Source organism: Luteibacter sp. HA06 (assembly GCF_054061215.1).
Genome location: NZ_JBSSDZ010000001.1, coordinates 1,821,588 through 1,834,474 on the forward strand (window position 1 = coordinate 1,821,588; position 12,887 = coordinate 1,834,474).

Annotated in this window: 11 protein-coding genes and 2 tRNA genes; 10 read left to right on the plus strand and 3 right to left on the minus strand. The window is 62.6% G+C overall.

What is annotated here, in order from left to right; translation table 11 throughout:
- Positions 1–10: 10 nt before the first annotated feature.
- The 3 genes from ACVWWJ_RS08375 (at position 11) to ACVWWJ_RS08385 (ending at position 3,191) form a co-directional block, all read left to right on the plus strand.
- Positions 11–1,522, plus strand: coding sequence for an NADH-quinone oxidoreductase subunit M (locus ACVWWJ_RS08375; protein ID WP_159891628.1), 1,512 nt, complete (start codon positions 11–13; stop codon positions 1,520–1,522).
- 13 nt (positions 1,523–1,535) lie between these two features.
- On the plus strand, positions 1,536–2,996 hold the full coding sequence (gene nuoN / locus ACVWWJ_RS08380; RefSeq protein WP_159891630.1) for an NADH-quinone oxidoreductase subunit NuoN: 1,461 nt from the start codon (positions 1,536–1,538) through the stop codon (positions 2,994–2,996).
- A gap of 118 nt (positions 2,997–3,114) precedes the next feature.
- Positions 3,115–3,191, plus strand: a tRNA-Met gene (locus ACVWWJ_RS08385).
- Positions 3,192–3,246: 55 nt separating this feature from the next.
- Here ACVWWJ_RS08385 and ACVWWJ_RS08390 read toward each other — a convergent pair.
- Positions 3,247–3,600 (minus strand): hypothetical protein, encoded by a 354-nt coding sequence (locus ACVWWJ_RS08390; RefSeq protein WP_159891632.1) that lies wholly within the window; start codon positions 3,598–3,600, stop codon positions 3,247–3,249.
- 109 nt (positions 3,601–3,709) lie between these two features.
- On the opposite strand from ACVWWJ_RS08390, the gene ACVWWJ_RS08395 reads away from it, so the two are divergent.
- From ACVWWJ_RS08395 to ACVWWJ_RS08405, 3 genes are all read left to right on the plus strand, one after another.
- Positions 3,710–3,786: transfer RNA gene (locus ACVWWJ_RS08395), tRNA-Met, on the plus strand.
- Between the two features lie 240 nt (positions 3,787–4,026).
- On the plus strand, positions 4,027–4,257 hold the full coding sequence (locus tag ACVWWJ_RS08400; RefSeq protein WP_159891634.1) for a hypothetical protein: 231 nt from the start codon (positions 4,027–4,029) through the stop codon (positions 4,255–4,257).
- A 21-nt stretch (positions 4,258–4,278) separates the two neighbouring features.
- The gene (locus ACVWWJ_RS08405; protein ID WP_456967386.1) at positions 4,279–4,530 is read left to right on the plus strand and encodes a hypothetical protein; all 252 of its coding nucleotides are present in this window, start codon (positions 4,279–4,281) and stop codon (positions 4,528–4,530) included.
- Here ACVWWJ_RS08405 and ACVWWJ_RS08410 read toward each other — a convergent pair.
- Positions 4,527–6,005, minus strand: a complete 1,479-nt coding sequence (locus ACVWWJ_RS08410; RefSeq protein WP_456967387.1) for a diguanylate cyclase — start codon at positions 6,003–6,005, stop codon at positions 4,527–4,529. The genes ACVWWJ_RS08405 and ACVWWJ_RS08410 overlap by 4 nt on opposite strands.
- Before the next feature lie 288 nt (positions 6,006–6,293).
- Between ACVWWJ_RS08410 and ACVWWJ_RS08415 the strand changes: the two genes are divergently transcribed.
- Positions 6,294–6,761, plus strand: a complete 468-nt coding sequence (locus tag ACVWWJ_RS08415; RefSeq protein WP_456967388.1) for an antitoxin Xre/MbcA/ParS toxin-binding domain-containing protein — start codon at positions 6,294–6,296, stop codon at positions 6,759–6,761.
- Here ACVWWJ_RS08415 and ACVWWJ_RS08420 read toward each other — a convergent pair.
- The gene (locus ACVWWJ_RS08420; protein WP_456967389.1) at positions 6,739–8,208 is read right to left on the minus strand and encodes a serine hydrolase; all 1,470 of its coding nucleotides are present in this window, start codon (positions 8,206–8,208) and stop codon (positions 6,739–6,741) included. The genes ACVWWJ_RS08415 and ACVWWJ_RS08420 overlap by 23 nt on opposite strands.
- Before the next feature lie 432 nt (positions 8,209–8,640).
- Here ACVWWJ_RS08420 and ACVWWJ_RS08425 point away from each other — a divergent pair, with 432 nt between their 5' ends.
- From ACVWWJ_RS08425 to ACVWWJ_RS08435, 3 genes are all read left to right on the plus strand, one after another.
- Positions 8,641–11,118, plus strand: coding sequence for a protease pro-enzyme activation domain-containing protein (locus ACVWWJ_RS08425; RefSeq protein WP_456967390.1), 2,478 nt, complete (start codon positions 8,641–8,643; stop codon positions 11,116–11,118).
- A gap of 193 nt (positions 11,119–11,311) precedes the next feature.
- Complete coding sequence (locus tag ACVWWJ_RS08430) at positions 11,312–11,875, plus strand: isochorismatase family protein (RefSeq protein WP_456967391.1); 564 nt, start codon at positions 11,312–11,314, stop codon at positions 11,873–11,875.
- On the plus strand, positions 11,872–12,873 hold the full coding sequence (locus tag ACVWWJ_RS08435) for a GlxA family transcriptional regulator (protein ID WP_456967392.1): 1,002 nt from the start codon (positions 11,872–11,874) through the stop codon (positions 12,871–12,873). The genes ACVWWJ_RS08430 and ACVWWJ_RS08435 overlap by 4 nt, the downstream gene beginning before the upstream one ends.
- The last annotated feature ends 14 nt before the right edge of the window (positions 12,874–12,887 follow it).

Here is a 12,887-nt window from a genome sequence, read left to right on the forward strand (position 1 = left end):
AACGAGCTCTATGTCGAATCACTTGCTCAGCCTGCTGATCTGGCTCCCGGTCGTCGGCGCCATTCCGGTGCTGCTCGCCGGGACCGGTCGCCCCGGCCTTGCCCGCTGGATTTCCCTCCTGGTCGCGGTTGCCACCTTCGCTGCCAGCCTGGCCCTCATCCCTGCTTATGACGCCACCACGGGTACGATGCAGCTCAACGAATCGTTGAGCTGGATTCCCTCGCTCGGCATCAACTACTCGCTCGCCGTCGACGGTATCTCGGTCGCGCTGATCATCCTCACCACCTTCACCCAGATCCTGGTGATCGTCGGTGCGTGGGAGATCATCCAGAACAAGCCGCACCAGTACATGGCGGCGATGCTGCTGCTCGAAGGCGCGATGATCGGCGTCTTCTGCGCGACGGACGCGATGCTGTTCTACGTGTTCTTCGAAGCCATGCTGATCCCGATGTTCATCATCATCGGTATCTGGGGTGGTCCGCGTCGCGTCTACGCCACGCTGAAGTTCTTCATCTACACGTTCTTCGGCTCGATCTTCATGCTGGTCGGCCTGCTGTACCTCTGGCACAAGACCGGCGGAAGCTTCGCCATTGCCGACATGGCCGCCGTGCACCTGACGCTGACCGAGCAGAGCTGGCTGTTCTTCGCCTTCCTGCTGGGCTTCGCCATCAAGGTGCCCATGGTGCCGGTGCATACCTGGCTGCCGGATGCCCACGTGGAAGCGCCTACCGGCGGTTCCGTGGTGCTGGCGGCGGTGATGCTGAAGATCGGTGGCTACGGTTTCATCCGTTTCAGCCTGCCGATCGCACCGGATGCCTCGCAGCATTACGAGTGGCTCATCGTCGTACTCAGCCTCATCGCGGTCTGCTACATCGGCTATATCGCCCTTGTGCAGCAGGACATGAAGAAGCTGGTGGCGTACTCGTCCATCGCGCACATGGGTTTCGTCACCCTGGGCATCTTCATCGCCTTCATCCTGGTGCGTGAGACGAACAACCCGGATGCAGCCCGCCTGGGCATGCAGGGTGCGATGATCCAGATGATTTCGCACGGCTTCATCTCCGGCGCGATGTTCAGCTGCATCGGCGTGCTGTACGACCGCATGCATACGCGTCAGATCAAGGACTACGGCGGCGTCATCAACGTGATGCCGATCTTCGCCCCGTTCTACGTGTTGTTCGCCATGGCCAATAGCGGCCTGCCGGGCACGAGTGGTTTCGTCGGCGAGTTCATGGTCATCCTGGCCGCGTTCAGTGCCAACCCGTGGATCGCCCTGTTCGCCGCGTTCACCCTGATCATCGGCGCTGCATACACGCTGTGGATGGTGAAGCGCGTGCTCTGGGGCAAGGTAACGAATCACCATGTCGCGGAACTGAAAGACGTCAACGGTCGCGAAATCTTCATGCTGAGCGCGTTCGCCGCCGGTGTGCTGCTCTTCGGCATCTGGCCGGAGCCGCTGGTCCACCTGATGGATGCGTCGGTTGCTCGGATTGTCGAGCAACTGGCCATTACCAAAGTCTGAGCGGGAACTATCCATGCCGAGTATCAACGACATCCTGATCCTGCTCCCCGAGATTTATCTCGTGGTCGCGGCCTGTGTGCTGCTCCTTCTGGATGCGTACCTGAAGCCGGGCCAGAAGGGCGCGGTGCACTGGCTTTCCATCCTTGTCCTGCTGGTCGGCGCGTATCTCGTCGTCAGTGGCCAGCCGGATTCTCCGGTCTCCGCGTTCGGCGGCATGTTCGTCCGCGACGGTGTGGCGGAAGTGCTGAAGCTGTTCTCGCTGGTCATCACCGCGATGATCTTCGTCTACGCGCGTCCGTACCTTAAGGAGCGGGCGATTCCGTTCGGCGAGTTCTACACGCTGACGATCTTCGCCACGGTCGGCATCATGTTCCTGGTTTCGGCCGGCAGCCTGGTGACCACCTACCTCGGCCTCGAACTGCTTACGCTGTCGTCGTACGCCCTGGTCGCGCTCAATCGCGATTCGAGCCTGTCGTCGGAAGCGGCGATCAAGTACTTCGTGCTGGGCGCGCTGGCCTCGGGCATGCTGCTCTATGGCATGTCCATGGTCTACGGCGCCACCCATAGCCTCGATCTGCACACGATCCATGCTGCCATCGTCGGTACCGAGTGGAAGACCCTGCTGCTGTTCGGCCTGGTCTTCATGATCACCGGTATTGGCTTCAAGCTCGGCGCGGCGCCGTTCCACATGTGGATCCCGGACGTCTACCAGGGCTCGCCGACCGCGGTGACCGTGTTCATCGGTTCGGCACAGAAACTGGCCGCGTTCGGCATGGCCTATCGTCTGCTCTCGACGGGCATGGGCGACGCCGCGGGTGGTGCGACCGGCCTCGCGCCGCAGTGGCAGCTGATGCTTGCCGTGCTCGCGGTGCTCTCGCTGGCGATCGGTAACCTTGTTGCCCTCGTGCAGACCAACCTCAAGCGCCTGCTGGCTTATTCGACCATCTCGCACATGGGTTACCTGCTCGTCGGCTTCGTCAACGCCGGTCCGGAAGGCTATTCGGCGTCGATGTTCTATGCAGTGAGCTACGCGCTGACCAGCGCTGCGGCCTTCGGCATGATCATCGTGCTGTCGCGCTCGGGCTTCGAATGCGAAGAGATCGACGACCTGAAGGGCCTCAACCAGCGTTCGCCGTGGTTCGCCTTCCTGATGCTGCTGATCATGTTCTCGCTGGCCGGCGTGCCGCCGCTGTTCGGCTTCTACGGCAAGCTGCTGGTGCTCAAGGCCGCCGTGGACGCAGGCATGCTGTGGTTGGCCCTGGTGGGCGCCGTTGCCGCCATCATCGGTCTTTACTACTACCTGCGCGTGGTCAAGGTCATGTACTTCGACGCGCCGACCGAAGGCACCGATGTTCGCGCCACGGCCGACGCGCCGGCTCGCTGGGTGCTCTCGATCAACGCGCTCGCGCTGTTGGTGCTGGGCTTCACCTGGTCGCCGCTTCTGGCCTGGTGCCAGAAGGCCTTCGCAAGCTGAGTCGTTCTTCAGCGGCAGAATGAAAAGGCGCGGATTTCGGTCCGCGCTTTTTTTGTCGTTAATTCGTCTCCGCATGCTTGCAAGAATCTGGCCACATCCGTATACTTGCCGACTCTGATGCGGGGTGGAGCAGTCTGGCAGCTCGTCGGGCTCATAACCCGAAGGTCGTAGGTTCGAATCCTACCCCCGCTACCAGCTTTATAAGAAAAGGCGCGAACCTCACGGTTCGCGCCTTTTTCTTTACCCAACACTACTGGCAGTTACGGGCAATCTTCGCCGCGGGATCCCGCTCTGGCTGGGCGCGGGAGGCGGTCTGCACCGTCACCATGCCAACGCCGCCGCTCGCGTCTTCGAAGTCGATGACGGCGACCACCCCGGCATCAGGCGCGCGGCGCACAGAGATGATCTGGCCGCTTTTCCTCGACTCGACCCGGCTGGCCGGGAACTCACTTCGTGATGCATCGACCACGCATCGGACGAACGCGTCCGCGGTCTTGTGCGTGGCGAAGCTGGTGCGCGGTGAGGTGCGATCTACCTGCTGAGGGACATCAGCGAAACTGGCAGCGCTGACGAACATGAGACAGCCGATGAGCATGCGGTACAAGGCAATTCTCCTCTTGCGCTTTGGACGCCAGTCGAACCTACTCTCCTGGACGAAAGATCTGCCAGTCCTGTCCCTATGCAGCATTTGTGGGTATACTTGGCGGCTCTGATGCGGGGTGGAGCAGTCTGGCAGCTCGTCGGGCTCATAACCCGAAGGTCGTAGGTTCGAATCCTACCCCCGCTACCAGGATTCCTTAAAAGCGCGAACCTCACGGTTCGCGCTTTTTTTTTGTGCCTGGGCCTTCAGTTTGCGGACTTCATGGCGGGTGCAACTGCCGCACGCTTTGATCGTGGTAAGGATCAGTACCTCGCAACGTCAGGTCTGCGGCTGAAGCTTCGAAAGCTCTATTTCTGAGGCATCTGGAGGCCGTCTCAGCGCATGCGGATGCAAAAGAGCATGATGGGTGTCTACCAGCCAGGCGACACCATGGAAACGATCTACGTAGTGCAGGGCTTCAAAGCCGGAAAACGGGGCCGCACAGAGGCAATGCCGCCCCTGTCATTCAAGACCGAGGCCGAGGCGAGGCGTCGGGCCGTGCGTATGGGCGAGACCTGTCTGGGTGTGATCGCTTTCGCCCAGGCGGCGAATCCGGAGACGGGCGACTACGCCGATCCGATCATGCTGGAAAGCATCGGCGCCGTGCCCGAGATGCCCTGACGTCGAGAACCGAGTGGACGCATGACCTGGGAAACCATTGCGGCAGCCAACCTGACGACCACGGGCGTGGGCGTGCTCGTCGTCGTCGTTTCCCTGAACCGGTTGCTCGGCATGCTTTGGCCGTTCGCGCTGATCGTTCCTCTCATTCCGATTTTCCTGCTCGCTTACTCGGGCTATCCCGATGGGGTGTACCTGTGGAGCTACCTGCCCATCGGTATCGCTATCTACGCTCGGAAAAAGGCGGGGACATTTCCGAGGGACATCGCCTCTTAATCCGCCGTCGCGGCGACGAAGCGGTTCCGCCCCGCATGCTTGGCGCTGTAGAGCGCGCGGTCCGCATGCATGACGACGCCCTGCACGTGTTCGGGTGAGCGCGTGGCAACACCGATGCTGACCGTGACGCGACTGTCGATACCGTTGTCGTGTTCGAGTTGCGCATCGTAGACCGCGCGGTTCATGCGCCGCGCGACGACCTGCGCGCCATCCTGGTCGGTCCCCGGAAGGATGACCACGAATTCTTCGCCACCGTAGCGGGCAATGAAATCAGCAGGCCTGCGCAGGGCGCCCGCGAGCAGACGTGCGACCGAACGCAGCGCGACATCGCCCTCGGGGTGGCCAAGCGTGTCGTTGAATCGCTTGAAATGGTCGATGTCGATCATCAGTACGCTCAGGGAACGTCCCTCGCGCGATGCTTCCTTCGTTCGCTCGTCCAGGGCCTGATCGAAGGCGCGGCGGTTCGGTATACCTGTGAGTTCGTCCAGCAAGGAAACGCGCTCGACCGTGGACAAGGCTTCGGCGAGTCGGTCGCGGGTGCGTGCGAACCAGAACTGGGTCTGGGTGACGCGCACGACATAGGCGAGCATGGCCAGGGCGAGCACGCAGCGACCGAACATCCCCTGTTGCTCGGTGAGCCCCAGGCTGAGGGCGAAGATCGCTGCCAGGAGCAACCCAGGGGCGAGGCTCATCGAGAGCTGGCGAGCCCATTTGTGCCGAATCGGCGTAAAAGCCTTCGGCGCGGCATTGGCGTGCAGCAGGCAGACCAGAGCCATGAACGGCACGGTCGGCAGCACATCCGCGACGCGCTGCAGGGCAAGCGTATCGGGATAGAGCTCATCGTGGTTGTGGATGCCGACGCACAGTGCGTACAGGGCCAGGAAGAGCGTGCCGATGCCGAAGAACCGATGGTCGCCTTCGTCGGAAGCCGTGAGGTAACGGATGAGGAAGGTGCCGAGAAGGAACAGGTTCTCGATATCGAAGGCGACGACGACCCAGTCCATGTCTTCGGGCTTGAGGAAGCCGTTGTCGTCCGTGAGGTCGCGGACACCCAGGTAACACAGCACCACCAGCAGGACGAGAAGCACGCCATCTACCGTGCGCCGCGCATGCGATGAGGGTTCGTCCTGCGTCGTGACGGCTGCATATAGCAGTGGCGCGCCGTAGCTAACGAAAAGGACGTAGGTGGAAACGAGGTTCTCGTCGGTGCCCGAACGCGCGATCGCGTAGGACATGCCGGCGATCCAGCAGCCAAGGCCGAGTGCAAGACAGACAATGTAGCGACGGTCGTAGCCTGGCTTGCGCAGGCAGAGCATCGTGTAGCTGGCCGCGAGCACGGCGGAAAAAAGCATGGCGTAATCGGCGAGCTCAGGTGTCTGCTCGTGAATCGCCGATGGGATAAGCAGATGGACGACCGGCAGTGCCGCGACCAGCAGCGCGTACATCGCGTAGTGACTTGCCCTCTGACTGACCATGCCTCATCCCCGAATGCGGCTGTTCCCGGCCCCATCCTGACACGATCGCCCGGGCGTGCCAAAAAAAAGCGGCGCCGGAGCGCCGCGGAAAGCCAATGAACCGGGGGAGGGCCATTGGGATGGAACCCGGGTTAAGTTAGAGGTATCGAGCGTGTTCGTCTGTCGGTGCCTGCCTACACGAATTCGGTGGCCTGGGAGGAGGCGAAATGATTTCCGGTCGATATTCTCAAGTTCGCCCGAAACCGTTCTGTCATTGTGGGCATCGGACCCCTCATGGAGCGACACGACATGGCTGTTTCATCTGCCGTCACGGATACGTACGCGATTTATCTCGACCTGTTCCAGGCGGCAACCGAAGAACGCATCGAACGCGTTCGGCGCGGACTTACGCCAACGCTCGTTGCGCACCTCGCGCGTGACATGCGCATTCCCGAGCAGAATCTTGCGCTCTATCTCGGTCTCAGCCGGGGGCTCCTGCGCCGACGGGTTGCCGACGACGAGCGTCTCACCCCACAGGAATCGGAAGGCCCGCTTGCGTTGGCGTCGCTGGCTGGCAGCGCCATTACCGCGTGTGGCCTGCCGTTGGCGGACGGGAGCAACGTCGCCGATCCCATTGAATGGCTGGGCCGGTGGATGCGTACACCGGTGTCCGGCCTGGAAGGTCTGGCACCGATCCAGTTCATGGATGTCTGCGAGGGCAGGGTGCTCGTTGCGAATTACCTCAAAGCGGTGCTTAGTTCTCGGCACCTGTCATGAGCTTCAATTGCTGGGCGGCGTGTGAGTTGGTCGGGTTGAGTTCGAGCGATCGGCGGTAACTGGCGATTGCCTTGTCCTTTATCGTCGCCTTCTCGTACGCCTCGCCGAGGCTGTCCCAGGCATTCCAGCTTCGTGGGTGGCGATCGGTGTTGTAGAGGAACATGCCGATCGCCTGCCCGGTCTTGCCCGACCTCAGCAGTGAGTAGGCCCACCGGTTGATGCGGTCTTCCCGAAGAACCATCTTCGGGTAGGTCTTCTTTACGCTCGCAATGATATCGGCGGGGTGATTGAAGTCCGCTCGCTCGAGTGCATCTTCGAGTGCGGCTTGCGACGCGGGCTTGCCACGCATGTCGACGAGTGCGTCCTCAGCGAGCGTCTGGAGGTCAACCTGCGTCTGCCCCGGGCGATTGGAAAGCATGACCACGCCATAGTCGAGGTCGGGGTAGAACTCGATGTAGCTGGAGAACCCGAAGGTTCCCCCGGACGTGCGGAGCCGGCGCTTGTCGTCGATCGTGCGGTCGAGCTTCCAGTTGAAGGCGGTGGCGTCTTCGTCGATGTCGCCCCAGGCTAGCTGCTGGCTCAGGCGCATGGCCGGGTCTTTTCCCGCCAGTTCGGCAACGAGGAACTGCGACATATCCCGGGCGCTATAACGCAGGCCTCCCGCCGTCACGATATAGGGCGCATCGAGTGCAGGCATCGCGACGTGCCCGGAGGTATAGCCCACGATGAATTCGTTCGAGCGGCTGCTACCGGTGCCGGCCTGCATGCCGAAAGGTTTCTCGATGAAGCGGGCGAGCAGCGTGTTGAAGTCCTGCCCATAGGCTTTCTCGACTGCTATGGCGAGAAGCACGGACGCGAGGTTGGAGTGCTTTGGAAGGGTGCCGGGGCGGCTCGACAGCGATGCCGTCTTCAGGTCCTCAAAAAGCTGCGCACGGTCGTATGCGGCGAGTTGCCTGGTCGCCGCGAAGGGAAGATTTTCAGGCGTCGTTGTGGTCGCGAGCTTTGCGAAGTCGGGGAGATTGTCGGGCAATGCCGAGGTGGTATCCGCCAGATCGACGAGGGTTACCGGTACGCCCTCCCGTTGAATATTGGGGTAGGGGGTTGGCAGGTAGCTGCGCAGATCGTCGGTTGGCCTGGCCTTGCCGTCGACGATGGCATGGGCGAGCAGCAACGAGGTGAACACCTTTGAGATCGAGCCGATTTCATAAACCGACTCATCTGTCGGCGGACGGGATGCGTCGGGTGAGGTGAAGCCGAAGTTGTAGAAGCGCACCCGGCCGTGATCGACCACGGCGATGGACAGCGCATCCGTCTTTCCTGCCTGGACCAGTGCTTTGCCCAGGCGCTGGAATGTCCTGTCGATGACGGCTGGGTCCAGTGGCTTGTCGGTAGCGCCGACGCCGGCGGAAACCAGCCACAACGAAGCGAGCAGAGCGATGTTGCGCATGCCGATTTCCCCTGGTCAGGGATCCATCCTCACCGCCCGTCTGGTCACAGGCCAATGCCATAGGTCATTCCGTAACGGCAAAAACGCAAGAAGATGCGAACGCGTTAGTGACGACCGATTGGCCTGGATTGTCGAAAGGCGTCTTTTTTAAAAAAACACCGAGTGTGTTTTTGCGGTCCCCGTCACGCCCCTCTCTCAAATGCCCGTCCGGCAGGCGAGGGGAAAGCCCGATGAAAGATTCGAGTCGCATGGCTGGTGGTGAAACAGGGGGGCAGAAAGCGGAATGGTGGGGAGTTCGTGATTTCCTGCGCTTTGCGTAGCACGGGCAGGGAGACGAGGGACCGGCGGGGAAGGTGCCGCTTTAGCCAGATCGCCAGCGTGTCAGGGCTTCCGCCTTGGCGGAAGCAAATACGGGCTAACGAAGGATCACACATGAAGATTCAGAAGACGGCATTGACAGTCGCGATTGCGCTGGCGATGACCTCGCTTTCCTCGCACGCCGAGGATGCGTGGGTTTCCACGCACACCAAGGCTGCGATGCTCCCTGTCGCTGCTCCGCAAGCACTTGCCGCCAGTTCGACGGCGGCCACCCCCGTAGCCAGTGGCTACGCGCTGAACATGACCGGCTCGCCGCAGATCCAGGGCGCCGCCGTCACGGCGCTTGAAGCCGATCATCCACTACACGTCGTGGTCAGCCTCAAGCTGCGTAATCCCGACCAGTTGCAGACCTTCCTTGCCGGCGTGACCACACCTGGTAACGCGCAGTACGGGAAATTCCTCTCGCCTGACCAGTTCAAGGCGCAGTTCGGTCCGACGCAGGCGCAGGTCCATGCGGTCGTCGCACACCTGAAACAAGCCGGTTTCAGCAATATCGATGTGGCTCCGAACAACCTGTTGATCTCCGCCGACGGAAACGCCGGTGCAGCGACGACGGGCTTCCATACGTCGATCAAGCGCTTCACCTCGAACGGTCGCGAGTTCTTCGCCAATGACACGCCGGCCCTCGTTCCGGCAGCACTGGGTGACTCCGTCGGCTCCGTGCTCGGCCTGCAGAACGTCTCGGTCAAGCACACGCTGCATCATGTCTACCATCCGGAAAACATCACGGTTCCCGGGCCGGCATCGAGCACGCAGGCCGCGGCTGCCGTCGCGGCGCATCACCCGCAGGACTTCGCCGCTATTTACGGCGCCAGCGGCGTGCCGGCGGCGACCAAGACGGCGGTCGGCATCATCACGTGGGGTTCGATCACCCAGACCGTGACCGACCTCAACACCTTCACCTCGGGCGCCGGGATGGCCACGGTCAACGCGACCATCACCAAGGTCGGCAGCGGTACCTTCGCCAACGACGACGACTCCAACGGCGAATGGTCGCTCGACAGCCAGGACATCGTCGGCATTTCCGGCGGTGTCAAACAGCTGATCTTCTACACCTCGCCCAACGGTAACTCGAGCTCCACGGGCATCACGGATGCGGGCATCACGGCGACCTATAACAAGGCCGTCACCGACAATATCGCCAAGCTGATCAACGTGTCGCTCGGCGAAGACGAGACGGCTGCCGAAGAGTCCGGTACGCAGGCCGCGGACGATGCGATCTTCCAGCAGGCCGTGGCCCAGGGCCAGACCTTCTCGATCGCCTCGGGTGATGCGGGTGTCTACCAGTGGTCGACCGATCCCACCTCCGGCTCGCCCGGATACGTCGCCAACTCCGCGGGCACGGTGAAGATCGACCTGACTCACTACTCGGTCAGCGAACCGGCGAGCTCGCCGTACGTCATCCAGGTGGGCGGCACGCAGCTCTCCACCAGCGGCACGACGTGGTCCGGTGAAACGGTATGGAATGAAGGCCTGTCGGCCATCGCGCCGAGCCAGGGGGACAACAACCAGCGCCTATGGGCGACGGGTGGCGGCACCAGTCTCTACGAGACAGCGCCCTCGTGGCAGTCGGTGGTCTCCAGCTCGACCAAGCGTGTCGGTCCGGATCTCTCGTTTGATGCGGCGTCCGCGTCAGGCGCGTTGATCATCATCGACGGGCAGACCGAGCAGGTCGGCGGTACGAGCCTCGCATCGCCGTTGTTCGTGGGCGCGTTTGCGCGTATCGAATCGGCCGCCAACAACGCCATCGGTTTTCCGGCGTCGAAGTTCTACGGCGCGTTCCCCACGCAGACCTCGTTGCTGCATGACGTGACCTCGGGTAACAACGGATACCAGAACCACGGCTACACCGCGGCAACAGGCTTCGACGAAGCCACCGGCTTCGGCAGCTTCGACATCGGCAAGCTCAACACCTATGCCCAGGCGAACTGGGTTACGGGTGGCGGCGGTGGCACGAATGTTCCGCCGGTGGCGAACTTCAGCGTCGTGACCAGCGGCCTCACGGCCACCTTCACCGACAGCTCGACGGATAGCGACGGCAGCATCGCGTCGCATGCCTGGAGCTTCGGCGACGGCGCCACGTCGACGGCCGCGAGCCCGAGCCATACGTACACGGCCGCAGGCACGTATACGGTCAGCGAGACGGTGACCGATAACTCTGGCGCCACCAACGCCAAGAGTTCGTCGGTAACGGTCACTTCGTCCGGCGGTGGCGGCGGCAACACGCTGCAAAACGGTGTGGCGGCGACTGGTCTCTCGGCCGCGAAGAACGCTAAGCTCAACTACACCGTGGCGGTTCCGTCGGGCGCGAAGAACCTGAAGATTGTCATCTCGGGTGGTTCGGGCGATGCGGATCTCTACGTGAAGTTTGGCTCGGCACCGACGACGTCCACTTATGACTGCCGCCCCTACGTAACCGGCAACGCGGAGACCTGCTCGTTCACAACCCCGTCGACCGGCACCTACTACGTGATGCTTAACGGCTACGCCGCATTCTCGGGCGTTTCGCTAAAGGCGACCTGGACCAACTGATCCCGTCCAGGTGTTAACTACAGGCGCCCCTCTTTCCAGAAGGGCGCCTTTCTTTTTTCTTTTGTGGGAGCCGATTCATCGGCGAGCTCCTACCCCCATGGCGTGAATTGTCCGTCCTGCGTCCGCCCCAGGCCTCTGCCCCTTGCAACCAGAAGCGGAAAATGCGATCCATTCCACTCAGAGGATGTTCGCCATGACCGCTTCCGATACCGCACTGATCGTCATCGATGCCCAGGAGTCCTTCCGGCACCGCCCGTACTGGCGCGACGAGGGTGTGGGCCACTATGTTGAACGCCAGCAGGCCCTGATCGATGGCGCGACAAAGGCTGGCATCCCGGTCATCCGCATATTTCACGTTGAGGAGAGTGGTCCCTTCTCCGAAGCATCGGGCTTCGTGACGACCCTCGCACCGCTGCGCATCGAGCCCGCGGTGACCTTTCGCAAGCAGCGGCACAGCGCGCTTGTTGGTTCCGGCCTGGATGTCTGGTTGGTGGAGCATGGCATCCGGCGCCTCATCGTCTCCGGCATCCGCACCGAGCAGTGCTGCGAGACCACGACCCGTCATGCGTCGGATCTCGGGTATGAGGTGGACTATGTCGGCGAAGCGACGTTGACGTTCCCCATGACGGATCGGCGCGGTCGCGAGTGGAGTGCCGTCGAGATCCGTGCGCGCACCGAGCTGGTACTGGAAGACCGCTTCGCACGTATCGCGACCGTCGACGAGGCGCTCGCCGGCGCGCTCCGCAAGGCCGCATGATGAAAATCGCAGCGCCTCGCATCGTTCCCGTCTTTGTCGTGCTGCCACCTCGTGTGCTGCTGCTCGACGTGGCGGGGCCGATCGAGGTGCTGCGCAAGGCGAACCTCGAGCAGGATGACGTGCGGTTCGACGTTCATTTTGTCGGTCCGGCACGCAAGCTTGGCAGCTCGATCGGTCTTGCCGTGACCGGCATCGCGCCTTTGCCGCCGCGACTACCGGATGGCGCGATGCTGGTCGTTCCCGGTCACGCCGATATTCCGCTAGGCGAGCCGGTGACGACTGCGGCGCAGAACGATGCCTATGAAACAGTGATCGTGAACTGGCTCCGGCGCGTCGTCCGGCCGGGCATTCGTCTGGCCACGATCTGCTCCGGCGCACTGCTGGCGGGTCGCGCCGGCTTGCTCGATGGCTTTGAATGCACGACGCACCACGGTTGCACGGTCGAGCTCGCGCACGACGCGCCGGCGGCTCGCGTGCGGGAAAACCGCCTCTACGTCGTGGACGGCGAGCGGATGACCAGCGCGGGTATCACGGCGGGTATCGACCTGATGCTGCACGTCGTCGCTGGGGAGGTGGGGCCTGGTTGTGCGCTGGCTGTCGCGCGGTACCTGGTGGTTTACCTGCGTCGCGCGGGAGGCGATCCGCAGCTATCGCCCTGGCTGGAAGGGCGCAACCACATGCATCCATCGATTCACCGCGCGCAGGATGCTGTTGCCGGTGATCCGGCGCGCGAATGGACGGTGCCGGCGCTGGCAAAGGAAGCTGCCACCAGTCCGCGAAATCTTTCCCGGTTGTTCAATGAGCACGCGGGAATGAGCGTCACGGACTTCGTAAACCGGATGAGGGTGGCCCTGGCCAGCGAGTTGCTGGCGGGGTCACGACTGGACATGGAGGCGGTGGCGGAGCGGTCCGGCTTCGGCTCCGCTCGCCAGCTGCGCAGGGCGTGGGGAAGGCTCCACGCCGGGCCGCCTAGCAGGTCGCGAGAGATGCCCGGCTGATCGCTCCACGATCA

Bases quoted from the DNA above. Each gene is read 5' to 3' on its own strand.
- ACVWWJ_RS08400 (WP_159891634.1), top strand. From the start codon at position 4,027: ATGGAAACGATCTACGTAGTGCAGGGCTTCAAAGCCGGAAAACGGGGC.
- ACVWWJ_RS08405 (WP_456967386.1), top strand. From the start codon at position 4,279: ATGACCTGGGAAACCATTGCGGCAGCCAACCTGACGACCACGGGCGTG.
- ACVWWJ_RS08375 (WP_159891628.1), top strand. From the start codon at position 11: ATGTCGAATCACTTGCTCAGCCTGCTGATCTGGCTCCCGGTCGTCGGC.
- ACVWWJ_RS08425 (WP_456967390.1), top strand. From the start codon at position 8,641: ATGAAGATTCAGAAGACGGCATTGACAGTCGCGATTGCGCTGGCGATG.
- ACVWWJ_RS08410 (WP_456967387.1), bottom strand. From the start codon at position 6,005: ATGGTCAGTCAGAGGGCAAGTCACTACGCGATGTACGCGCTGCTGGTC.
- ACVWWJ_RS08420 (WP_456967389.1), bottom strand. From the start codon at position 8,208: ATGCGCAACATCGCTCTGCTCGCTTCGTTGTGGCTGGTTTCCGCCGGC.
- ACVWWJ_RS08435 (WP_456967392.1), top strand. From the start codon at position 11,872: ATGATGAAAATCGCAGCGCCTCGCATCGTTCCCGTCTTTGTCGTGCTG.
- ACVWWJ_RS08430 (WP_456967391.1), top strand. From the start codon at position 11,312: ATGACCGCTTCCGATACCGCACTGATCGTCATCGATGCCCAGGAGTCC.
- nuoN (WP_159891630.1), top strand. From the start codon at position 1,536: ATGCCGAGTATCAACGACATCCTGATCCTGCTCCCCGAGATTTATCTC.
- ACVWWJ_RS08415 (WP_456967388.1), top strand. From the start codon at position 6,294: ATGGCTGTTTCATCTGCCGTCACGGATACGTACGCGATTTATCTCGAC.